The sequence below is a fragment of the Streptomyces sp. NPDC002602 genome (assembly GCF_042889445.1).
Taxonomy (GTDB): domain Bacteria; phylum Actinomycetota; class Actinomycetes; order Streptomycetales; family Streptomycetaceae; genus Streptomyces.
In genome coordinates this window covers 1,678-22,092 of record NZ_JBIAQX010000025.1, presented here as the reverse complement: position 1 = coordinate 22,092, position 20,415 = coordinate 1,678, and the positions used below count along the sequence as shown (strand labels likewise).

24 protein-coding genes are annotated in these 20,415 nt (G+C 69.9%); 14 read left to right on the top strand and 10 right to left on the bottom strand.

The features are described 5' to 3' along the window. Nucleotides 1-76 precede the first annotated feature (76 nt). The gene (locus tag ACFYW3_RS36270; RefSeq protein ID WP_351758095.1) at nt 77-856 is read left to right on the top strand and encodes a TetR/AcrR family transcriptional regulator; all 780 of its coding nucleotides are present in this window, start codon (nt 77-79) and stop codon (nt 854-856) included. A gap of 603 nt (nt 857-1,459) precedes the next feature. Here ACFYW3_RS36270 and ACFYW3_RS36265 read toward each other — a convergent pair. The 7 genes from ACFYW3_RS36265 to ACFYW3_RS36235 all read right to left on the bottom strand — a co-directional run bounded on the left by ACFYW3_RS36265 (nt 1,460) and on the right by ACFYW3_RS36235 (nt 5,224). Continuing rightward, the gene (locus ACFYW3_RS36265; RefSeq protein ID WP_389388630.1) at nt 1,460-1,591 is read right to left on the bottom strand and encodes a hypothetical protein; all 132 of its coding nucleotides are present in this window, start codon (nt 1,589-1,591) and stop codon (nt 1,460-1,462) included. 378 nt (nt 1,592-1,969) lie between these two features. After that, complete coding sequence (locus ACFYW3_RS36260) at nt 1,970-2,236, bottom strand: hypothetical protein (protein WP_351758100.1); 267 nt, start codon at nt 2,234-2,236, stop codon at nt 1,970-1,972. 234 nt (nt 2,237-2,470) lie between these two features. Further along, nucleotides 2,471-2,947 (bottom strand): hypothetical protein, encoded by a 477-nt coding sequence (locus ACFYW3_RS36255; protein ID WP_351758102.1) that lies wholly within the window; start codon nt 2,945-2,947, stop codon nt 2,471-2,473. Beyond that, on the bottom strand, nt 2,944-3,255 hold the full coding sequence (locus tag ACFYW3_RS36250) for a hypothetical protein (RefSeq protein ID WP_389388629.1): 312 nt from the start codon (nt 3,253-3,255) through the stop codon (nt 2,944-2,946). The genes ACFYW3_RS36255 and ACFYW3_RS36250 overlap by 4 nt, the downstream gene beginning before the upstream one ends. Nucleotides 3,256-3,285: 30 nt before the next feature. Continuing rightward, nucleotides 3,286-3,714 carry a hypothetical protein gene (locus ACFYW3_RS36245; protein WP_351758105.1) on the bottom strand — a complete coding sequence of 143 codons (429 nt, stop codon included), beginning with the start codon at nt 3,712-3,714 and terminating at the stop codon, nt 3,286-3,288. A gap of 188 nt (nt 3,715-3,902) precedes the next feature. After that, complete coding sequence (locus ACFYW3_RS36240) at nt 3,903-4,289, bottom strand: hypothetical protein (RefSeq protein WP_389388628.1); 387 nt, start codon at nt 4,287-4,289, stop codon at nt 3,903-3,905. A gap of 158 nt (nt 4,290-4,447) precedes the next feature. Beyond that, nucleotides 4,448-5,224, bottom strand: coding sequence for a glucose 1-dehydrogenase (locus ACFYW3_RS36235; protein ID WP_351758150.1), 777 nt, complete (start codon nt 5,222-5,224; stop codon nt 4,448-4,450). Between the two features lie 300 nt (nt 5,225-5,524). Here ACFYW3_RS36235 and ACFYW3_RS36230 point away from each other — a divergent pair, with 300 nt between their 5' ends. The 6 genes from ACFYW3_RS36230 (at nt 5,525) to ACFYW3_RS36205 (ending at nt 11,435) form a co-directional block, all read left to right on the top strand. Further along, nucleotides 5,525-6,118 (top strand): ScbR family autoregulator-binding transcription factor, encoded by a 594-nt coding sequence (locus ACFYW3_RS36230; RefSeq protein ID WP_389388627.1) that lies wholly within the window; start codon nt 5,525-5,527, stop codon nt 6,116-6,118. 237 nt (nt 6,119-6,355) lie between these two features. Continuing rightward, nucleotides 6,356-7,207, top strand: coding sequence for a BTAD domain-containing putative transcriptional regulator (locus ACFYW3_RS36225; protein WP_389388626.1), 852 nt, complete (start codon nt 6,356-6,358; stop codon nt 7,205-7,207). A 235-nt stretch (nt 7,208-7,442) separates the two neighbouring features. Then, a complete protein-coding gene (locus tag ACFYW3_RS36220; protein ID WP_389388625.1) occupies nt 7,443-8,234 on the top strand; it encodes a TetR family transcriptional regulator in 792 nt (263 codons plus the stop codon). A 370-nt stretch (nt 8,235-8,604) separates the two neighbouring features. Beyond that, the gene (locus tag ACFYW3_RS36215; RefSeq protein WP_351758116.1) at nt 8,605-9,426 is read left to right on the top strand and encodes an AfsR/SARP family transcriptional regulator; all 822 of its coding nucleotides are present in this window, start codon (nt 8,605-8,607) and stop codon (nt 9,424-9,426) included. A 256-nt stretch (nt 9,427-9,682) separates the two neighbouring features. Continuing rightward, nucleotides 9,683-10,864 (top strand): epoxide hydrolase family protein, encoded by a 1,182-nt coding sequence (locus ACFYW3_RS36210; protein ID WP_389388624.1) that lies wholly within the window; start codon nt 9,683-9,685, stop codon nt 10,862-10,864. A 64-nt stretch (nt 10,865-10,928) separates the two neighbouring features. Then, a complete protein-coding gene (locus ACFYW3_RS36205) occupies nt 10,929-11,435 on the top strand; it encodes a DinB family protein (protein ID WP_351758122.1) in 507 nt (168 codons plus the stop codon). Between the two features lie 100 nt (nt 11,436-11,535). Here the strand turns inward: ACFYW3_RS36205 and ACFYW3_RS36200 are convergent, their stop codons facing one another. Beyond that, a complete protein-coding gene (locus ACFYW3_RS36200) occupies nt 11,536-12,081 on the bottom strand; it encodes a flavoprotein (protein ID WP_351758124.1) in 546 nt (181 codons plus the stop codon). A gap of 447 nt (nt 12,082-12,528) precedes the next feature. On the opposite strand from ACFYW3_RS36200, the gene ACFYW3_RS36195 reads away from it, so the two are divergent. Continuing rightward, nucleotides 12,529-13,125, top strand: a complete 597-nt coding sequence (locus ACFYW3_RS36195; protein ID WP_351758127.1) for a dihydrofolate reductase family protein — start codon at nt 12,529-12,531, stop codon at nt 13,123-13,125. 110 nt (nt 13,126-13,235) lie between these two features. Beyond that, a complete protein-coding gene (locus tag ACFYW3_RS36190) occupies nt 13,236-13,448 on the top strand; it encodes a DUF4287 domain-containing protein (protein WP_351758129.1) in 213 nt (70 codons plus the stop codon). A gap of 138 nt (nt 13,449-13,586) precedes the next feature. Here ACFYW3_RS36190 and ACFYW3_RS36185 read toward each other — a convergent pair whose 3' ends face one another. Then, a complete protein-coding gene (locus ACFYW3_RS36185; protein ID WP_351758132.1) occupies nt 13,587-14,075 on the bottom strand; it encodes a GNAT family N-acetyltransferase in 489 nt (162 codons plus the stop codon). A gap of 149 nt (nt 14,076-14,224) precedes the next feature. On the opposite strand from ACFYW3_RS36185, the gene ACFYW3_RS36180 reads away from it, so the two are divergent. Further along, nucleotides 14,225-15,172 carry an NAD-dependent epimerase/dehydratase family protein gene (locus ACFYW3_RS36180; RefSeq protein WP_389388623.1) on the top strand — a complete coding sequence of 316 codons (948 nt, stop codon included), beginning with the start codon at nt 14,225-14,227 and terminating at the stop codon, nt 15,170-15,172. Between the two features lie 31 nt (nt 15,173-15,203). On the opposite strand, the gene ACFYW3_RS36175 is transcribed toward ACFYW3_RS36180, so the two are convergent. Beyond that, the gene (locus ACFYW3_RS36175; protein ID WP_351758137.1) at nt 15,204-16,196 is read right to left on the bottom strand and encodes a ScbA/BarX family gamma-butyrolactone biosynthesis protein; all 993 of its coding nucleotides are present in this window, start codon (nt 16,194-16,196) and stop codon (nt 15,204-15,206) included. A 415-nt stretch (nt 16,197-16,611) separates the two neighbouring features. Here ACFYW3_RS36175 and ACFYW3_RS36170 point away from each other — a divergent pair, with 415 nt between their 5' ends. The 4 genes from ACFYW3_RS36170 (at nt 16,612) to ACFYW3_RS36155 (ending at nt 20,263) form a co-directional block, all read left to right on the top strand. Beyond that, nucleotides 16,612-17,286 (top strand): ScbR family autoregulator-binding transcription factor, encoded by a 675-nt coding sequence (locus tag ACFYW3_RS36170; protein ID WP_351758140.1) that lies wholly within the window; start codon nt 16,612-16,614, stop codon nt 17,284-17,286. 105 nt (nt 17,287-17,391) lie between these two features. Beyond that, nucleotides 17,392-18,060 carry a ScbR family autoregulator-binding transcription factor gene (locus tag ACFYW3_RS36165; RefSeq protein ID WP_389388622.1) on the top strand — a complete coding sequence of 223 codons (669 nt, stop codon included), beginning with the start codon at nt 17,392-17,394 and terminating at the stop codon, nt 18,058-18,060. A 260-nt stretch (nt 18,061-18,320) separates the two neighbouring features. After that, nucleotides 18,321-19,145: a BTAD domain-containing putative transcriptional regulator gene (locus ACFYW3_RS36160; protein WP_389388660.1), complete on the top strand. Its 825-nt coding sequence runs from the start codon at nt 18,321-18,323 to the stop codon at nt 19,143-19,145. Between the two features lie 296 nt (nt 19,146-19,441). Then, the gene (locus ACFYW3_RS36155) at nt 19,442-20,263 is read left to right on the top strand and encodes an AfsR/SARP family transcriptional regulator (RefSeq protein WP_351758145.1); all 822 of its coding nucleotides are present in this window, start codon (nt 19,442-19,444) and stop codon (nt 20,261-20,263) included. Nucleotides 20,264-20,415: the final 152 nt, after the last annotated feature.

The following is a 20,415-nucleotide window of genomic DNA, read 5'->3' as shown; positions in this document are numbered from 1 at the left end:
CATTACTGCGTCCGTCAGACGCAGTTCGTTCCGTGTACGGTAGACGCAGTTTTCGTGCGATGGCAAGGAGATGGCGATGTCCGGTGAAGAGTGGGGCGCGGCGTTGCGATTGCTGTGGGGGCCGCCGGCCCAGCCCGCACGCGGGCCGAAGCGCGGCCTCACGCTGGAGGGCATCGCGAGGGCGGCCGGCCGGATCGCCGACACGCAAGGGCTGAGCGGCGTGTCGATGCAACTGGTGGCCGGGGAACTGGGGGTCACCAAGATGGCCCTCTACCGGTACGTACCGGGGAAGTCGGAGCTGGTCGCGCTGATGGTGGAGTCGGCGGTCCCCGAACCGGTCCTGCTGGACGAGGCGTTGGCGGGCGCCGATGGATGGCGGGGCAGGCTCGAGGTCTGGGCGCGGGGCCTGCTCGCCGGATTCCGGGAACACCCGTGGTTGCTGGAGGCGACCGTGGGGGCGCGGGTGATGGGGCCGAAGGAGATCGGCTGGATGGAACGGGCCCTTGTGGCGCTCGACGGGTGCGGCCTGAGTGGGGCCGAGGCCATGGACACGGTGGTGTTGGTGACGGGGCATGTACGCGGGATCGCCGAGCAGGAGCGGTCCGTGAGGGGCGGGGCGGGTGTGACGAGTGGTCCGGGCGGGGGGAGTGATTCGGGCGCGGCGGGTGGTCCGGACGCGGAGCTCGGGAGGGTGCTGGGTGAGGTGATGCGCGAGCACGGGGAGCGGTACCCGGCGTTGCGTGCCGCCTTGGCCTCGGTCGCGGAGCACGGGGGGCAGGACCAGGCGCTGGAGTTCGGGCTGGAGCGGATCTTCGATGGCGTGGGGTTGTTGGTGGAGCGGCGGACCTGGGGCTGAGGCGGTCAGTGCTGGTCACGCGGGCGGCGGGGGCCGTGGATGTGGCCGGGGCGGCGCATGCGTGAGTTGGTGGTGCGCCGCTGCTGCCGGTGCCGGTGCCGACCGAAGGTAGCGTTAACGGCGTTAACGCTCATGAGGGTCTTCCCGGCGGCGCGTTGGCATGGTGGAGGCGCAAGGTGGTCGGTGGGTGCGGCGGTTGGGGAGGGGCATCGAGCGACGCCGCCAAGGGGGCGGATCGTTAACGCCGTTAACGCCGTTAACGCCGTTAACGATCCGCCCCCTTGGCCGCCCCACCGTCACGTCCTGTTCTTATGCCTTCCAGGTACGGAGCAGTCGATCCGAGGGAGACCGCTGGGACACAGCCGTACACGAAGAGGACCAACTCGCCGGTCGTGCCGCGCAAGGAGACGCCGGCTGCTGCCGGGCCCTCGTCGGCAGCGGCGGCTGGTGTCGTTTCGGGTGCCGTGCCGAGCGTCGCCTCGGGCGTCGTGCCAGGCGCGGGAAGATGGATGAAGCGTGATCGGGGCCTGCCTCGCGCAGTGCGTCCAGCAACTCCTGCGTCGAGGCGGCCAACCAGGCCGGCAGGGCTCCGATGTCCTGCGATCACATCCTGTAGACCCCGCGCCAAGTCCACCCCGCGTCGAGGACGGTCGTACGCAGCGGGTCCTTCAGGTCCCGGGAGTCGAAGCTGAAGGTCTCGACCCTGTGTCTGTGACCGTCCGGTCCCTTCTCCATGGTCCATTCCCTCTGGATGCCGCAGGTCGGCCCGCGGCCGTGCGCGCGCCACGGTCCGGCCGGGCGGGTGGCCCGCCCGGGTCACCTCGAACTGCTCGTCCATGGCCCGGACCACTCGCTCGCGCGGGCACAGGCGCATCCAGATCTTGAGTGTCCGCTCGACCTGGCTGCGGGTCGCACCGGAGCCCGACGCCGGCTTCAGGTATTGCCACTTCGCCGGCAGCTCCGCGCCTTCCGCACCCGTCTCGTGGATGCTGAACGGTACGCCCGTACCGTTCAGCGCGAGCAGCGCGGCCCGTAGTTCCTGGGTGGGAATCGCCCTGATGCCCGCCTCGGCGTGACGGGTCCCCATCCACCTGTCCCACAGGCGTCCCCCCGCTACGCCGCCTTCCCGTCGCCCGCACGCACGCTCCGTAGGAACTCCTGGAAGTCGCCCAGGACGTGGTCGTGCTGGGCTGCCGTCGCGGTCAGGATGAGCCGGATGACCGCGCGCTTGCGCGGTTCCTCGGTATCGACGACGGACAGGTACACCTGGGACTGGACGAGATCGCGGTGCACATGACCGGCGGCCACCGAGAAGACCAGCCGCTGGGTCAGCGCGGGGACGCCGGCGTTGTCGAACTCGCGCCGGTCCGCGACCGTCACCGACTCGGCAGCCTCGCCCAGGCGTACCGCGGACTCTGAGGCCAGCTCGGTCAGCGTCTCCGCCTCCGGCGGGAAGCCGCCTTCGATGGTGATGTTGGCAGCGAATCCGGCGTCCGGCCTCGGATGCAGGGCCGCGAACGCGACGCCCGGGTCATCGCCCTTCGTGCGTGCGGGGAGCGGGCCCCCGGGAAGGCGAAACTCGATGGGGATGGGGATGGGGAGCTAGGTGGGCATTCACATCCGTCCTTCCATGGAGCGGTACATCAGTCCGTCAGCCAGTCGACGAAGTCGCCGGCCTTGCCGCCGACAAGGCCCTTCGCGCCGATCGTCACCTCGTCCTTGGTCACCTTGGCGTTGACGGCCCCTTCGGCGCCGGCGAAGCCGCCCGTGCGTCTCCTCGCCCTTGGCGGTCGCGTGGAAGAGGTCGGCGGACACCTTGAACGAGCCCTCCTTGCCGTACTTGACACCGCTGGTGACGAATTCGGCATTGGGCCCGGTCACCGTGACACCGTCGGTCTTCGTCGCGGCCTTCTCGTCGGCGACCGGCAGGGTTCGCGGCGCCTTTGCCAGGTCGCCCTCGGCGTGTGCGTTGAATCCGGTGAACGTCGCGTCCTTGCCGCTGCCCTGGCCGAAGGCGTCCTTGTTGCTGTCGGTGACGGCGGCGCTCAGGGCCGCCTTGACGTGCTCGTCGGTCTCGGAGACGGCATTCACCCGGTCATGCCGGCGGCTATCACCTCGTCGCGTGCGCTCTCCAACTTCCGCTTGAGGTCGGTGAAACACTCGTGGGCATCCGTCAGCAGACCGGCGATGGCCTTGGCCTGGGTCTGGGCGGCCGCGTACTCGTACCGGGTCGCCGCGAAGTTGGTCTGCGCTGCCCCGGCGCTGAGCCCGGCACAGTTCTGGTCCAGGGCGATCTTCTGGACGGACTCGCCGTACCGGGTCTCGACCTTCTTGAACTCGCCCGCGATCGACTCCCATCCAGTGGCGGCCATCGTTAGCAGACCCAGGTCGGTGGTCATGACGTCGTGGTAGGTCGGCGCCGTGTCTCCTCAGAGGCCGTTCAGCTTCGATGCCGAAGCACGGAAGTCGGCGCCCAGACCGGTGTCATTGCGTACGAAGAGGCCCGAAGCCCCGCGCAGTGCGCTCTTCTCGCCGTCCAGACGGGCCATCAGGGACTTCACCTGACGGTCCCACGTCTCTGCGACGGTCTTGATCCCCGCGGCCGTCTCCCATCCGCCGAAGCCGTTGCCGGCGGATTTCGTGGCCTCGTCCGCGTGGTCCGAAGCCTTCTGCGTGTTCGGCTGGAGTTCGGTCTCGATCGTGTTGGCCGCGGCCTTCTTCTCCGCGGGTGTCGAGGCGAAGTCCTGGTTCCCGCCCGGAGCCAGTGGCCCGGGCACGCTGTTCAGCCGCAGGTTCACATGAGGCGCTGTGACATTCACGCCCCCGTGTTCCTGCTCCCCGCCTAATTCATCTGACATGCTGCGCCCTCCCCATCGGCAGGCTCTGATCATATGCATGGCAATGCACATGATCTGGGCCGGCGGGGCCGAGAGCGAGCCCAACTTCTGTGCAGAAGCGCCTCGTTGTCCGGGGAAGGCCGGCCGGATCTCACCCGCGCGGTGAGAGTGGAACCCGGGCCGCGAGGGTGGCCGGCGTAGGAGACCCTCTAGCGCCGCCGGCCGGTGCGGCCGGTGCGGCCGGTGCGGGCCGCCTGGGCCGTGGCCCAGGCCGCCCGGAAGAAGAACGCGATGCCGACGAACGCGAGGAGTGCGCCCACGACGGAGCAGGTCACGATGACCCCGGTCTCGGCGTTCAGGATCCGAGGCACCGCGTTGAACAGGGAGGGAAGCCAGAAACCGATCATGGCGAAGGCCGGCCACCGGGGTTCGGCGACTCGCGTGCGTACCCAGGTCGGCGCGCGCCCGGTCAGGATGAGCAGCGGCAGCGGCAGCAGAACCAGCGTGGCGATGACCAGCCCATGGTGTGGAACAGCGAGTTTCCGTTCACTGATCCCTCTCTCCGAGGTCAGCCGTTCGGGAGAAGGCTCCCGCACGTGACCATGGTGCGGTACGCCCGTGACCGGGTGGACGCAGAGCCTCAGGCTCAGCCGAGGGCTGTGGCGGATCCGGCGCCGACGGCCAGCGCTGTGACCGGAAAGGTTCACCGTGTCACGGCGCGACCGACCTTTCCGGCCCCAGCGCCAGCGATCCCTCAGCGGGTGGTCCAGCCGCCGTCCACGGAGAGAGTGGTGCCGACCACGAACGAGGCGCGGTCGCTGCAGAGCCAGGCGGCGGCCTCCGCGATCTCCTGGGGCTCCGCGATGCGCGGTAGCGGCGCCGAGTTCAGGAGCATCTGTTCCACCTCGGGGTTCTGCTGGAGCCAGGTGTCGATCATCTCGCTGCGGGTGGACCCGGGTGCGATCGCGTTGATGCGGATGCCGTGCGGCGCGTACTCGCACGCGGCTGCCTTGGTCATGCCGACGACCGCGTGCTTCGAGGCGACGTAGGGGGCGGCGACGGGGGTGGCGACCAGGCCCGCGGTGCTGCTGTTGTTGACGATCGAGCCGCCACCGGTGGTCAGCATGGCGCGGATCTCGTGGCGCATGCTGTTCCAGACCCCGCGGACGTTGGTGTCCATGATGGTGTCGTAGACGTCCTCGTCGAGTACGTGCATGGGCGCCGGGAGCGCGCCGACACCCGCGTTGTTGAAGGCGGCGTCCAGCCGGCCGAACGTGGTGACGGCGGCCTCGACGGCGCGTGCCACGTCCTGGGAATCACGGACGTCGGCGACCACGTACTGGACCCGGTGGCCGGCGGCGCGCAGTTCGTCGGTGAGCGTGGCCAGCGGTTCCTCGCGGCGGGACACAAGGGTCACGCAGGCGCCCTCACGACAGAACACCCGGGCGGCGGCTGCTCCGATACCGGTGCTCGCTCCCGTGATCAGCGCTGATTTCCCAGCCAAAAACCGACTGCTGTCGTCCCCCGTCATCACGTCGCGACCGTAGCACGGTGAGGGGCACCGGAAGGGGGGCGGACGGCAGGTGGCACGAACCTGTCACGACCACCGATTGTGCTGGTTGCAGGCTTGCGGAGGCCGGGTCGGCGCCCGGGCTCGCGAGTGCCCTGTTCGGAGGGCGGCGCGGCCGCTCCAGTCGGGCCGGAGGTGTCCACTCCGGTACGAGTCCGGCCAACCTCCAGTGCACCCGCCGACCGTGTCACCAAGATCTCGTGGCCCTTTGTGTAAATCGAGGGTGCGATGAATGCGGCGAGTGCGGTGTGTGGAGCCTCCATGATCAAGAAGGAGCGTGCGGCTCGCACGCGCGAAACGTTGGTGCGCGCTGCCGCGCAGGTCTTCGCGGAGGAGGGGTTCGCGGCGGCGTTGGTCTCGGCGATCAGTCGCCGGGCCGGAGTGACCGCCGGCGGCCTGCACTTCCATTTCGCGAGCAAGACCGAGATCGCCCGGGCCGTCGAGGATCGGGCGGCGGACGCGGTCGGCCGGATCACCGACGCGGAGCGGTCGGTGGGCAATCCGGTGCGGGTGTTGGTCGATTCGACGGCCGAGTTGATGGAACTGCTCGCGCAGGATGTCGTGGTGCGGGCCGGCTTCGCGTTGTCGGCCGACCCCTCCCACGAGAGCCGGGTGGACCTGCGGGGGCAGTGGCGGCTGTGGGTGGAGGAGTTGCTGGCGGCGGCGGAGCGGGGCGAGATGCTCGCGGAGGGCGTGTCCTCGCAGGACGCGGCGCGTGCGGTGGTGGCCTCGATCGTCGGACTGGAGGTGTTGGGCGCGGCCGAACCCGAGTGGGTGGCGCCGCAGACCCTCGCGCGGATCTGGGGGTTGGTTCTGCCGCGGTTACTGGCAGGTGAGGGACAAGAAGCAGACTGAATGGTCTGTTTACTGGCCTGGTTTGGAGGTGTTCGCCGCCTCAGGCGATCGCGATCGAGAAGCGGATGCTCCCGGTCTGTTCCTGGTATCCCTGTGAACTTGCAGGTCAGATAGGACTCTTGAGTGAAACTCGGGCAGCGCCGGCCTGCGGCTGGGGTGGTGGAAGGTTCATTGACAAACCGCCGGTCCTGTTTTTTACTGACTCTTGCGACTCATCCAAGGACAGGGGAGTACGACGTGGACATCGATGTACTGGGCGCACTGGCCGTGCGGGAGAACGGGGTCTCCATCACGCCGACCGCCCCCAAGCCCCGGCAGGTCCTGGCCCTCTTGGCCCTCCATGCCGATCAGGTGGTGCCCGTATCGGCACTGATCGAGGAGCTGTGGGGCGGCCTGCCGCCGCGCAGCGCCCGCACGACGCTGCAGACCTACGTACTGCAGTTGCGCGCCCTGATCGCGACCGCCCTGGAGGGGAGCGACGCCTCACGGACCGCGAAGGACGTGTTGGTGACGTTGCCGGGGGGTTATTTGTTGAGTGGTGGTGGTGGGGCGAGTGATGTGCGGGAGTTCGAGCGGTTGTCGGGGTTGGGTTATCGGGCGATGGATGCGGGTGATCATCCTGGTGGTGCGCGGTTGTTGAGGGAGGCGTTGGCGTTGTGGTCGGGGCCGGCGTTCGCGGATGTTCAGGGTGGGGTGCAGTTGGACATGGAGATCCGTCGGTTGGAGGAGACGCGGTTGTGTGCGTTGGATCAGCGGATCGAGGCGGATCTGCGGTTGGGTCGTCATCGTGAGTTGTTGGCGGAGTTGACGGTGTTGGTGAGCAGGTATCGCACGCACGAGAACCTGCACGGGCAGTTCATGCTCGCTCTGCACCGCTCCGGCCGCCGGGGCGAGGCCCTGGACGTGTACCAGCGACTGCGGACCACCCTGGTACGGGACCTGGGGCTGGAGCCGTCGGGGGCGCTGCGCAGACTCCAGCGCTCCATCCTGATGGCTGGGCCGGAGGGTGGAGCGCCGGCCGCCGTCGGCGCCGGGGCGGGGGCGGGGGCCGTGGGGAGTACCCGGGTGGAGCGGCTCGTACGGGTCTGAGCCCGGCACGGGGCCCGTGGGTGCGGGGGGCGCGGGTGGGTTCGCGTGCGCGCCCGCGGGTGGGTTTCGTGTGGGTGGGAACGCGTGAGTGCGTTCGTGTGAGTGAGCCCGTGAGGGCGTTCGTGTGAGTGGGGCGGGGTCGAGCGGGGCTGGGGCTGAGCGGGGGCTGGTGGGTCGGACGAGGGCGGCACGTGCGGTGCCGCCGCGGACCGGCTCGGGTGAGAGGAGACGAGCGGTGCAGGAGAGGTCGGAGCGGACGCGTAGGCGACTGCTCTTCGCCGGAGCCGAGATGTTCCACCGGAACGGCTACGCCAATGCGACGCTCGGCGAGATCGCGGGTGCGGCCGGGGTCACGAAAGGGGCGCTGTACTTCCACTTCGCCTCGAAGGACGAGCTGGCGGACGCGGTGCAGCAGTGGGGCTGTGGGCTGTTGCACGAGGCGGTACGGGGATTGCGGGAGGCCGGGGACTCGCCGCTGCAGGCGCTGATCGGCACGACGCACTGGCTCGCGCGCACCCTGCACGAGGCCCCGGCGATCCCGGCGAGCTTCCGGATCACCAAGGAGTGCGCGGGGCAGCAACCGGCGGTGATGGACTTCCACGGGGCTTGGCTGTCGGTGGTCTACCGACTGCTGCGGATGGCCCGGGACGCGGGGGAGTTGGAGGGCTTCTCGGGCGGGGTCGACGCGGGCGGTGGGGACGGCGGGGCTGATGTGTCTGACGGGGTTGATGTGAGCGACGGGGCCGACAGGGCCGGTGAGGCCAGTGAGGCCGGGAGGCGTGGTGCCGGAGGTCGGTGGGAGGGGGCGGAGGCGTTGGTGGCGGCCGCCGTCTGTGGGATCGAGGTGCTGTCCGGGACCGGGCTGTCGTACCGGGAGTTGAAGGGCAAGGTGGCCGCCCTCTGGGGGCTGCTCCTGCCGAGCCTGGTGGGGGAGGCGCGGTCCGGGGAGTACCGGACGTGGGGCGAGGAGGGCGCCGCAGACGGGCGGTGCCTGGAAGCGGTGGGGTTCGTGGCGAGCGGGGGCTAGTGCTGCGACCGGGAGGGTTCCCCGTGTCACGGCGCCCGGCACGGCACCTCGCCGCGTTGTCGGACCGCCCGAGTGCGTCCAGTACGAGGGGCGGTCCTCCGCCTTGCGATGCACCGCACCGGACACCGCGACCCGGCAAACCCTCCCGGCCACAGCACCAGGTCGTCGTTTCGATTTCGATTTCGTCCGCAGTGCGACGTGTGGTGCGTCCGGCGGGGTCCAAAAGGGAGGAGTCGAGCGTGCAGAGTCGGGTTCAGGCCCAGGTTCGGGGCCGTTGGCAGGTTCGTCGCCAGGTTTGTTGTCGGGTTCGTTGTCGGGTTCGTTGTCAGGTTCGGATTCGTTTTCGGTTTCGCGAAGGGGAGGGGAGACCGTGAAGATTCAGGTTCTGGGTCCGTTGAGTGCCGAGGTCAACGGGGGCTCGATCGTTCCGACTGCCGGCAAGCCGCGCCAGATCCTGGCGCTCTTCTCGTTGCAGCCGGGCCGAGTGATTCCGGTACCCACGCTCATGGAGGAGATCTGGGGTCACGATCTCCCGCAGAGCGCGCTGACCACACTCCAGTCGTACATCCTGCAGTTGCGTCGCCGCCTGGGCACCGCCATGGGGCCGGGGCGGCCGGGCGGGGCCAAGGAGGTGCTCGCCACGCGGCACGGCGGCTACGTGTTGCAGGTCCCGCCGGAGGCGGTGGACGTGTACACGTACGACAGCCTCCTCGCCCGGGGGCAGAGCGCGTTCGAGGCCGGTGACGACGAGGGATCAGCGGCCATGCTGCGGGAGGCGCTCGCGCTGTGGAACGGGCCGGCGCTGGTCGACGTACGGCTCGGCCCGATCCTGGAGATCGAGGTCATGCGGTTGGAGGAGAGCCGACTGGTCACGATCGAGCGGCGGATCGACGTCGACCTGCGGTTGGGGCGGCACACGGAACTCCTGGTGGAGCTGACCGAACTGACGGCGCGGCACCCCCAACACGAAGGGTTGCACTCGCAGGTCATGGTGGCGCTCTACAGGTCGGGGCGGCAGGCGGCGGCCCTGGACGTGTACCGGCGATTGCGGAACCGTCTGATCGACGACCTGGGGGTGGAGCCGTCGCCGCAGTTGCAGCGCCTGCACCAGGCGATGTTGGCGGTGGACCCGGCATTGGACGTGGCGGCGGGGGCGAAGCGGGGATCGACGTTCGATCTGTACGCGGCGTAGACCGTTTCCCTGGCCGGGGGTGGATCGGTGCCGGTGCCGGTGCCGATACCGGTGCCGATACCGGGGCCCTGGCCGGGGGCGGGCTCATGCCGATGCGGCGCCGTGGCGCGAGCGGCCCGGGTCGCGTCCGGCTTTCCGGGGCTCCGTCCCGGACCCCGCGCCTCACACGCCGGCGGGGCTGGATTGGTGCTCGCGCCGCGTGGGTCGGGGTGCTGCCGGCGGGGCTGGAACAGGAGCCGCGTGGCAGGGTGGGGGGATGGGTGATCTTGGGCAGGGGTTTCGGGAGTTCCGGCTGGACGTGGGCGAAGGGGAGTTGGACGATCTCCGCCGGCGGTTGGAGCGAGTGCGGTGGCCCGATGAGCTGAGCGGGGTCGGGTGGGCGTACGGCATGCCGTTGTCCGAGGTGCGGGAACTCGTCCGGTACTGGCGTGAGGAGTACGACTGGCGGGCCGCCGAGGCACGGATCAACGGGTGGGCGCAGTACGCCACCGAGATCGACGGGGCCACCGTCCACTTCGCGTACCTCCGCTCGCCCGAGCCGCACGCGACACCCCTGCTGATGACCCACGGCTGGCCCGGGTCGTTCGTGGAGTTCCAACGGGTCGCCGGCCCGTTGACCGATCCGCGGGCGCACGGCGGGGACCCCGCCGACGCCTTCCACCTGGTGCTGCCCCACATCCCTGGGTTCGCCCTGTCGGGGCCGACCACCGAACCCGGCTGGGAGTTCCAGCGGGTGGCGCGCGCCTTCGGGACCCTGATGGAGCGGCTCGGGTACGAGCGGTACGGGGTGCAGGGCGGCGACTGGGGTGCGGCGGTCTCGCGCGAGTTGGGACGGGTACGGCCCGGGAACGTGGTGGGGGTCCATGTGAACCTGCTGCCCGGCGCCGGGGCGACGTCCGAACCCACGCCGGAGGAACTGGCCGCGTTGGACCCCGCCGAGCGGGAGCGGGCGCGGGCGTCCTGGGAGCGGTACCGGGTGTGGGCGCGGGAGCGACAGGGGTACGCCGACATCCAGGCGACCCGGCCGCAGACCCTCGCGTACGCGTTGAACGATTCCCCCGTCGGACTGCTCGCCTGGATCGGGGAGAAGTTCGCCGAGTGGAGCGATCCGCGAACCCCCGTGGACCGGGACCGGATGCTGACGAACGTCATGCTGTACTGGCTGACGGGCACGGTCGGTTCCGCCGCGCGGATCTACTACGAGCGCGCGCACGCCGACCACCACGGGCAGCCGCCCGAGGTGTCGAAGACCCCGACCGCTCTCGCGGATTTCCCCCGGGACAACTTCATCCCGCTGCGGCACATCGCCGAACGCACCGACCACATCGTGCGCTGGACCTCGTACGACAAGGGCGGGCACTTCCCCGCGATGGAGGTGCCCGAGTCGCTGGTGGAGGACGTACGGGCCTTCTTCCGGCAGCTGAGGGCGGCGGCCTGAGCGCGGCGTCCCCGAGCATGTGGCAATGGTCGGGGGTGGAGGGCAGGGCTGTCATCATCAGCCGATGAGAGACGAACAGAGGACCCGACCCGTCCTGACCGGTGACGAACGCGCCACGCTCACCAGCGTCCTGCAGGGGCAACGGGACACGCTGATGATGAAGTGCGCGGGCCTGACGGACGGGCAACTGCGCCGCAAGGCGGTCGCGCCGTCCGAGCTGAGCCTGCTCGGGCTGGTACGGCATCTGGCGGAAGTCGAGCGGAGCTGGTTCCGCAATGTGCTCAATGCCGAGGGCGTGAGCAACTTCTACCCCAGGAACGAGGCGGGCGAGCGGACGGACTTCCACGTCGAGGACGCGGACCCGGCGGAGTCGTTCCGGATCTGGGAGGAGAGCTGCGAGCGCTCCCGCGCGATCGTGGCGGCGGCAGAGTCCCTGGACATGCGGGGGCACCACGAGGACCAGACCTACTCCCTGCACTACGTGCTGGCCCACATGATCGAGGAGTACGCCCGACACAACGGGCACGCCGACCTGCTGCGCGAGGTGATCGACGGGGTCACCGGGGAGTAGCGGGGTCCGGCCGGGCGTGGGGTCGCCGGGGAGTCGGGTGTGGCCGGGGAGCCGCCGGGCTACGGCGCCGGGTGCGGCCGGCGGCCAGGGGGGCCGGAGGCTAAGCGGTCGGGGTGCCCTGGCGGTCCACGGCGTCCAGGGCCACAGCCCACGGGAAGGGCGCCGGGACGTCCTCGTCCGGCGGACCGGGGGTGTACCCGCCCTCGCCGTGGAGGACTTCCACACCGGCTCCCCGCAGCTCGGCCAGCGAGAGATCGAACCGCGGGTGCGCCGCGAGCGCGGCGTTCGTGCAGGGCATGGCGACCACGGGAATGTCCTTGCCGATGGCCTCGGCGGCGATCCCCGCGACGAACCGGTCGGTGAGCCCGAGGGCCCAGGCGTTGAGCGAGTTGAAGGTGACCGGGGCGAACAGCACGGCGTCGGCCGCGGGCCACACGTCGGGTTCCCCGGGCAGCTTGTACTGCCAGCGCACCGGGTTCCCGGTCAGGGCGGCGAGTCCGTCCAGGCTCTCGGACACCCAGTGCGCTGCCGTCGGGGTCAGACCGAGGCAGACGTCCCAACCGCGCGACTGGGCGTTCTCGATCACGTGGGCCACGTCGAAGACGGGCGGGGCGGCGGAGCAGAGCAGATACAAGGTCCTCGTCATATCGCCATGTGATCATATTCCTCCACCTCAAGCGGACTTGAGGTGTGAAAGTCATCGCCGAGAGCACAAAGAACGTGGTGTGCGGAGACCGCCCGTCCTCGGGCCGCGACCCCGCGTGACATGGCGCGCCGGCCGGGGCGACGCGGACGGCTCGGCGCGCACCCGGCGATCGCGGTCCGGTGCGGCGGGACGGGCGTGCCGCGACGGATACGGCCTCGCCTTCGGCGCGTGCCGTCCGTCGGGCGGGCGGAGGGAGCGGCGCGAGTTTCTCTCGCGGGGTGCGATGAGTTTCGGGCGGCGGGACCGTCTGTCCCTGTGACGCGGCGGAACAAGAATGTGGACGGTGTGCACATTGCCTTGTAGGCTGCGGGACGCGGAGATGTGGACGCCGTCCACATGAGCGTGCGACACCGTCGGGTACCGGCGGTCGACAAGGGAGCGGGTCACATGCGCATCGTGGTCAGCGAGTTCATCAGCCTGGACGGTGTCGTGCAGGCTCCGGGCGGAGCGGGCGAGGACGGCGACGGCGGGTTCGCGCACGGCGGCTGGTCGCACCCGTTCTTCGACCCGGAGGTGGTGGGCGGTGCCTTCTCGGACGCGTTGGGCGACGCCGAGGCGCTGCTGTTCGGTCGACGGACGTGGCAGACCATGGCGGCCGCGTGGCCGGAGCGGGCGGGGGACCCGTTCGCCGACCGGATGAACGCGATCCGCAAGTACGTCGTGTCCGGGACGCTCGACGACTCCGAGCCGGCCTGGGAGAACACCACGCGCATCCCCGGTGGCGAGGCGGTCGCCCGCATCCGGGAGCTGCGCGGGACCGAGGGCGGCGACCTGGTCGTCATGGGAAGCCCCACCCTCGTCCGCACCCTGCTGAGCGAGGGGTTGGCCGACGAGCTGCGACTCATGATCATGCCGGTGTTGCTCGGCGGCGGTAAGTCGATCTTCCCGGACGACGGTGGTCTGCGGACGTTGGAGCTGGTCTCCACGGTCACCAGCGCCACGGGTGTCAACGTGTGCACCTACCGGCCGGTGACCGGCGGCTGAGGCCGCCCACCCCTTGCCCACACCCCCACCCCGCACCTGCGCCCCCACCCGCACCCCACCCACGCACACCCCCACCCACGCACCCGCCTCCGTACGGAAGGAATCCCGACATGACCGAAGCCGTCAAGGGCCCCGCGAGCTACTTCCCCTCCATCGAGAAGAAGCACGGCCGCCCCATCGCGGAGTGGAAGGAACTCATCCGATCCTCGCCCCTCACCCGGCACATGGAGCTGGTCACCTGGCTCAAGGCCGAACACGGCCTGGGCCACGGCCACGCCAACGCCCTCGTGGCGCACACCCTCGCCGAGGACGCCGGCAGGTGAACCGCTGAGCGGGGCGCCGCCGAGCAGGGCGGTGCGTTCGCCGAGGCGGTCGTCGCGGCCGGCGCGCGCCGGTTGGTGCTGCCGGCCGTGGTGCTCGGGGGGTGGCGGTGGCCCCGGAGCCCAGCCCCCGCGTTCCCGTCAGAGGGCGAGGACGCCGACCCGCTGGGTGCCGCTCAGTTCGCCCGTGGTCGTGAAGCCCAGACCGAGATAGAAGGGCTCGGGGGTGTGCTCGCCCGGGTTCCAGGTGACGTACGCGCGGGTGCCGCCGAGGCGGCGGATCTCCTCGGCGACCGCCCGGACCGCGAAGCGTCCGTATCCCCGGCCCTGGTGCGCGGCGGAGACGTTCAGGCGCCAGATGCCGGAGCGACGGTCGTCGGCGTCGTCCGCCCAGGCGATGTCGAGGAAGGCCATGACGAAGCCGACCACTTCCTCCGCCCCGCCGTTCCCGCCGTCCCCACGGTCCACGATGGCCCGAGGCCAGGCGCTCGCGCCGTACACGTACGCCTCCGCCAACGATTTCAGGACAGGTGACACCAGGTGCTCCTGATGCGGGTGAAGCCGAATCGCGCACACCGCGTCGAAGTTTTCCGGGGTGACCGGTACCAGGCGGGGAGTTGAGCTGCTCATCGTCTCAGCCTACTTTCCGCCAGGGTGATGATCGACGAAACAGTGATGCTGTAAGACAGTAAGTGCGGCCCACTCCTCCGCTTCCGGTACTTCCCGTACTTCCCGTACTTCCCGACGAAAGGCTGTCGTTGATTCCCGAACGGATCCTCGTGACGGGCGCCACCGGCTTCGTCGGATCCCATGTGACGGCCCGTCTGGCGGCCGCAGTGAGCGGCTCGGACGGCCCGGTCGGTCCCGCGCTGCGGCTGCTCACCCACCGGCGGGCCCTCCCGGGGCACGCGGGTGAGGCGGTCGGGGTCGAGACGGTGAGCGGCGATCTGACGGATCCGGCGTCCCTGCGCGGCATCTGCGAGGGCGTCACCGCGGTCGTCCACCTCGCTGCCCGGATCGGAGGCACCGAGGAGGAGTGTCGGACGGTCAACACCGAGGGCACCCGCGCCCTGCTGGCCGAGGCCGCGCGGGCCGGCGTACGGCGCTTCGTGCACCTCGGCACCGCCGCCGTCTACCGGGACGAACCGCACCGGGGCGAGGCAGAGGGGCTGTTGGCCGAGGAACCGGTCTCCGCGACCAGCGTCACCCGCCTGGAGGGCGAGCGCCTGGTCCTCGCCGCGGGGGGCGTCGTGGTGCGGCCCCACCTCGTCTACGGGCGCGGTGACACCTGGATGGTCCCCGCGTTGGTCGACCTGATGGGGCGCTTGCCGTACTGGGTGGACGGGGGGCGCGCGCGGCTCTCGATGATCTCCGCGGACGCACTGGCGGACGTGCTGGTCGACCTGGCCCGGCTGCCCGGACGGTTGGCGGGACAGGTACTGCACGCCTGCCACCCGGAGCCGGTGAGCGCCCGGGAACTGGTCACCACCGTGGGGGAGGCCCTCGGGGTGCCCCTGCCGGAAGGGGACGTCACCTTGGAGGAGGCCTGCGCTCGGTTGGGTGCGGCGGGCGACCCGGTCACCCGCCGCAGGATCTCGCTGCTGGCGGTCGATCACTGGTACGACGGCAGCCGTTTGTGGAAGCTGGTCGGGGCGGAGCCCGGACCGGGGCTGCTTGAGGGGTTCGCCCGGTACGCGCCGTGGTATCGGGAGTACTCGGGCCGATGACGGGACGTGGCTCCCGGCCGAGGGGACCCGATCAGCCGGAGGCTATGGTTCCGGTGACGGTCGCCTCGAATATCAGGGCATCGCCCTGGTGTCCGGTGACGTGCACGGTGCGGATGCCCGGGTCCATGGAGTGGGGGACCTCGGTGTCGATCCAGCACGGGGCGTCGAGTTCCGCGTAGTTGTGGAACGAGGACTCCACCGCCGTGGGTCTGAAGGAGCGGGCGTGGAGCGTCCCGCAGGCGGCCTGGCGGGCCGCCTCCACCAGGACCATGCCCGGATGGTGGTCGTTGGCGTGCTCGAAGAGGATCGGGTGCGTCAGGTCCGGCGAGAGCAACCAGCGGCCGGGCCGGTCGCCCGGGGCGAGGACCACGTCGAAGGGCAGCAACCGGCCCGCCTCCGCCGGCTGGATCGGCGCCGGACGCGGCGGGAGCTGCGCGGGAGCGGCCGTGGAGAGCCTCCCGTACTCGCCGCGCAGTCGGCGGTAGACCGCCGGGGGAACGAAACTGAAGAGCCCGGAACCGGTGGCCGCGATCCGTCCGTCACGGCGGACGCTCACCTCCAGGAAGCCGGAGAACCGGTTGCCCTTCCAGCCGAAGTCCCGGCAGGTGGCGATGAGTTCCAGATCGGTCGGGCCGGCGCCGATCAGCAACTGTTCCAGGTCGGCCTTGAAGCCCAGGCTCCACAGCAGCACGCTGTGCCCCAGGGGCACCCCGTACTCCGCGTGGCACAGTAAAAGGCCGGCCTGACGGACGGTCTCCCCGACTTGAACGAGGTCGTGTCCGGTACCGTCCGCGCTGATGAAGAAGGTGTGGGCCCGCGGCCACTGGCCGGTCAGCAGGAAGGTGTCGTCACCGATCCGCTCGTAGCCGGTCAGGAACACCTCCGCGACCGAGCTGCGATGCACGTACTCCCGGGGGACGGTGCTCGTGAGCCGGGGGAGTTCGTCACAGCGCGTCGTCCGCCGCACGCCGGCTTCCTTCATGGACGGCGCGGGGGTGTTGTTCTCGAACGTGAGCAGGGTCATGGACCTCTCCGCAGAGCCGAGTTGACGGATGGGACGAGCACTTGAAGTCGTAAGATACGTACTCTCCGGTTTTGTTTGCAAGGATGTTCCGGCCTCCACTTGGCGCAGATGCCGCCGAGGGGCCGATGTGAGGGTGCGGGTGTCACCGAACGGTTAAAACAAACCGGGCAGATGGTTCGGTAAGCGCGGTGACAGCCTGTTCATTCTTGGCTGCTCAACGAAGTTGATCGTGCGAGAGCGCGACGAACGCGAGAACTTCTCCCGCCACATGAGACGGACTTGACTGCCGTGGCCAGAAGGTCACGGTTTATTGTTTCCGTCTTGATAAAATACGAACCTTCTGGTTGGTTTTACCGGGGGGAGCGGAATCCCGAAGGGGTTCCGTCCGTGTGGGCCCGTGGACATCGGAGGCATCGTGGCACGTCAGGAGCGTGCAGTACGCACGCGTCGTGCGATCTTGGAAGCGGCGGCCTCGGTCTTCGACGAGCGCGGATATGAGGCTGCGACCATCGCGGACATCCTCACCCGCGCCGGAGTGACCAAGGGTGCGTTGTACTTCCACTTCTCGTCCAAGCAGGACTTGGCGCGAGGAGTCCTCGACGAGCAATTCGCCGAGGGGGGCGTACCGCCGCGCCAGAGCAAGCTGCAGGAACTCGTCGACACGTCGATGGTGATGGCCCATCGCATGCAGCGCGACCCGATGCTGAGCGCCGGCGCACGGCTCTCGCTCGGGCCCGACATGCGGGAGATCTTCGGAGGCGGATCGGTCCCCGGCTGGATCAAGGTGACCGAGGAGATGCTGATCCAGGCCAAGGCGCGCGGCGAGCTGCTGCCGCACGTCAACACGGCCGAGACGGCCTGGACCCTCTCCGCCTGCTGGACGGGGGTGCAGATCTACTCGCAGACGCTCGTCAACCGCGAGGACATCGAACACCGGGTCTCGGTGCTCTTCGAGCACGTCTATCCGAGCATCGCGACGCCCGCGGTCCTGGCCCGGTTGGAGATGGGGCGGACCCGCGGGGCCGAGGTGGTGGCCGAGATGGAACGGTTGGTGGCCGCGGAGGTGGTCGGAGACCAGGTCGCCTCCTGACTCGCGCCGGCGTTTCTCGGGCACGGCTCCACCGGGGCGTCGGACCGTGCCTGCGAAGCTTTGTACTCCCCTGGGCAAACCGCCGAGGCGGTTTGTGGAGATCGCATGGTCAAGCAAGAGCGTGCTGCCCGCACGCGTGAGGTTCTGGTCCGCGCCGCCGCGGAGGTGTTCGTCGAGGAGGGTTTCGCCACGGCCTCGATCGGCGCGATCAGCAAACGGGCCGGGGTCAGCGCCGGCGGCCTGCACTTCCACTTCGGCAGCAAGACGGCCTTGGCCGAGGCCGTGGTGGACCGTGCCGCGGCCTCCGTCCGCGTGATCACGGTCTCCCGGCTGGCGGGCGGAAACGCGCTCCAGGCGCTCGTCGACTCGACGCACGACCTGATGGCGCTCCTCGCGCACGATCCCGTGGTCAGCGCGGGATTCGGCCTCTGCGTGGCGACCGGAACCGGCGACGACGCGACGGCCGGCCCCTGCGGCGTGCGCCGGCAGTGGCAGCGTTGGGTCGAGGCCATGTTCCGTACCGCCGCCCGGAACGGGGAACTGGCCGACGGCGTCTCGGCGCAGGACGCGGCCGCCGCCGTGGTGGCGGCGATCGTCGGCTTCGAGGTCCTCGGGGCCGACGAGGGAGCATGGCTCGCGGAGCCCTCGCTCGCCCGGTACTGGGCCCTGATGCTGCCGCGGATCGCCGCCGACGACTCGCTCGAAGAGCTGCGCGCCGACGGCTCGGACATGATGTGCGTGGGCGGTGCCGCCCGGGGCGGCGCCCACGACTAGAAAACTGAATGGTCTGTTCCGGTCTCTGAAGCACCCCTCAGGAAGGTTTCTGAGGGGTGTTTTCGTGTGCGCCGGCGGCCCTCCAGAGCCCTCCTTTCCTGGCAAATGCGCAGGTCAGATGCCATCATTGGGTGCCCGTGACCCATGCTGTCAACAAAAACGGCCCAGCCGGTTTGGTATTGACAAACCGCTGATGCTGTTTTTTGCTCATTCCGGTGAAAGTCGAGGGCTCATCCATGGACGAAGCAGGGGAGTACGGCGTGGACATCGATGTACTGGGCGCACTGGCCGTGCGGGAGAACGGGGTCTCCATCACGCCGACCGCGGCCAAACCCCGACAGGTGCTCGCGCTCCTCGCGCTGCACGCCGACCAGACGGTCCCCGTCGCCGCGCTGATCGAGGAGCTGTGGGGCCAGCAACCGCCGCGCAGCGCCCGCACGACGCTGCAGACGTACATCCTCCAGCTCCGCGCGCTCATCGCCACGGCCCTCGCCAACGGCGGGGACACCTCACGGACCGCGAAGGACGTGTTGGTGACGTTGCCGGGGGGTTATTTGTTGAGTGGTGGTGGTGGGGCGAGTGATGTGCGGGAGTTCGAGCGGTTGTCGGGGTTGGGTTATCGGGCGATGGATGCGGGTGATCATCCTGGTGGTGCGCGGTTGTTGAGGGAGGCGTTGGCGTTGTGGTCGGGGCCGGCGTTCGCGGATGTTCAGGGTGGGGTGCAGTTGGACATGGAGATCCGTCGGTTGGAGGAGACGCGGTTGTGTGCGTTGGATCAGCGGATCGAGGCGGATCTGCGGTTGGGTCGTCATCGTGAGTTGTTGGCGGAGTTGACGGTGTTGGTGAGCAGGTATCGCACGCACGAGAACCTGCACGGGCAGTTCATGCTCGCTCTGCACCGCTCCGGCCGCCGGGGCGAGGCCCTGGACGTGTACCAACGACTGCGGACCACCCTGGTACGCGAACTCGGCATAGAGCCCTCGGCCGCCCTGCGCCGGCTCCAGCGCTCCATCCTGATGACCGGACCCGAACGCCCCCTGGAATCCACCGAGACGCCCAGGAGGCGACTGGCTCAGGTGGGCTGACAGGTCATCGCACGGTCTTTGTGCGCTCATTTTCCCGCGGCCACCGGAACCCCACTCCGGAAAAGGCCGGACAGCACCGCGGAAAAACTGCCTCGGGAGCCCCCGAGAAAAGGTCACCATCACCGGTGAAGGGGCTCCCACCAGCGGAAACCCACCCAACGGCGCACCAATGCGGAGAGCTGCTCGACGCAGGCTCAAGAATTCGGTGACCTTGCCCGGGGCCCCGTTACCGTGATCGGGTCGAATACTGAAATCCGAGTGTGGCGCGACGAATTGCGGAGGGGAGACGGGAGACCGTGAAGATTCAGGTTCTGGGACCTTTGAGTGCCGAGGTCAACGGAGGATCGATCGTTCCCACGGCGGGCAAGCCGTGTCAGATCCTGGCGCTCCTCGCGCTCTACCCGGGCCGGGTGATGCCCGTGCCGACCCTCATGGAGGAGATCTGGGGCACCGACCTGCCACAGAGCGCGCTCACCACCCTGCAGACATACATCCTCCAACTGCGCCGCAGGCTCGGCACGGCCATGGGGCCGGGAGCCCCCGGCTCGGCGAAGGACATCCTCGCCACCCGGCACGGCGGATACCTGCTCCAGATCCCCCCGGAATCCGTGGACGTCCACACCTACGAGACCCTCGTGGCCGGCGGCCAGAACGCCTTCGACCAGGGCGACGACGAGACCGCGGCGGACCTGCTGCGCAGGGCGCTCGCCCTGTGGCAGGGGCCCGCGCTGGTCGACGTACGGGTCGGCCCGATCCTCGACATCGAGGTCCTGCGGCTCGCGGAGAGCCGACTCGTCACCACGGAACGGCGGATCGACGTCGACCTGCGGCTGGGACGGCACACGGAACTCCTCGCGGAGCTCGCCGAACTGATCGCCCGGCACCCGCAGCACGAGGGGCTGCACTCGCAGGCGATGGTCGCCCTGTACCGGTCGGGGCGGCAGGCGAAGGCACTGGACGTCTTCCGGCGGCTGCGGACACGACTCATCGACGAACTGGGCGTGGAGCCGTCGCAGCAACTGCAGCGGCTGCACCAGGCGATGCTGAAGGTGGACCCGGCGTTGGACGTGGTGGCGGGGCCGCGGAGGTCTTCGACGTTCGACCTGTACGCCGCGTAGCCCTCCGGGGGTTGTGCGGGTGCGGGTGCGGGCGGTGGCGCGGTGCGGGTGGGCCGGGCCGCGGCCGGGCCGCGGCCGGGTTGCGGGGGGGCCCCCCCCCCCCCCCGGGGGCCCACCCCCCCCCCGGCGGCGGGGGGCGGGGGCGCGGGGCG

Coding starts and splice junctions, on each gene's coding strand:
- ACFYW3_RS36270 (WP_351758095.1), top strand. CDS start 77: ATGTCCGGTGAAGAGTGGGGCGCGGCGTTGCGATTGCTGTGGGGGCCG.
- ACFYW3_RS36265 (WP_389388630.1), bottom strand. CDS start 1,591: ATGGAGAAGGGACCGGACGGTCACAGACACAGGGTCGAGACCTTCAGC.
- ACFYW3_RS36250 (WP_389388629.1), bottom strand. CDS start 3,255: ATGACCACCGACCTGGGTCTGCTAACGATGGCCGCCACTGGATGGGAG.
- ACFYW3_RS36245 (WP_351758105.1), bottom strand. CDS start 3,714: ATGTCAGATGAATTAGGCGGGGAGCAGGAACACGGGGGCGTGAATGTC.
- ACFYW3_RS36235 (WP_351758150.1), bottom strand. CDS start 5,224: ATGACGGGGGACGACAGCAGTCGGTTTTTGGCTGGGAAATCAGCGCTG.
- ACFYW3_RS36230 (WP_389388627.1), top strand. CDS start 5,525: ATGATCAAGAAGGAGCGTGCGGCTCGCACGCGCGAAACGTTGGTGCGC.
- ACFYW3_RS36210 (WP_389388624.1), top strand. CDS start 9,683: ATGGGTGATCTTGGGCAGGGGTTTCGGGAGTTCCGGCTGGACGTGGGC.
- ACFYW3_RS36205 (WP_351758122.1), top strand. CDS start 10,929: ATGAGAGACGAACAGAGGACCCGACCCGTCCTGACCGGTGACGAACGC.
- ACFYW3_RS36200 (WP_351758124.1), bottom strand. CDS start 12,081: ATGACGAGGACCTTGTATCTGCTCTGCTCCGCCGCCCCGCCCGTCTTC.
- ACFYW3_RS36195 (WP_351758127.1), top strand. CDS start 12,529: ATGCGCATCGTGGTCAGCGAGTTCATCAGCCTGGACGGTGTCGTGCAG.
- ACFYW3_RS36190 (WP_351758129.1), top strand. CDS start 13,236: ATGACCGAAGCCGTCAAGGGCCCCGCGAGCTACTTCCCCTCCATCGAG.
- ACFYW3_RS36185 (WP_351758132.1), bottom strand. CDS start 14,075: ATGAGCAGCTCAACTCCCCGCCTGGTACCGGTCACCCCGGAAAACTTC.
- ACFYW3_RS36175 (WP_351758137.1), bottom strand. CDS start 16,196: ATGACCCTGCTCACGTTCGAGAACAACACCCCCGCGCCGTCCATGAAG.
- ACFYW3_RS36165 (WP_389388622.1), top strand. CDS start 17,392: ATGGTCAAGCAAGAGCGTGCTGCCCGCACGCGTGAGGTTCTGGTCCGC.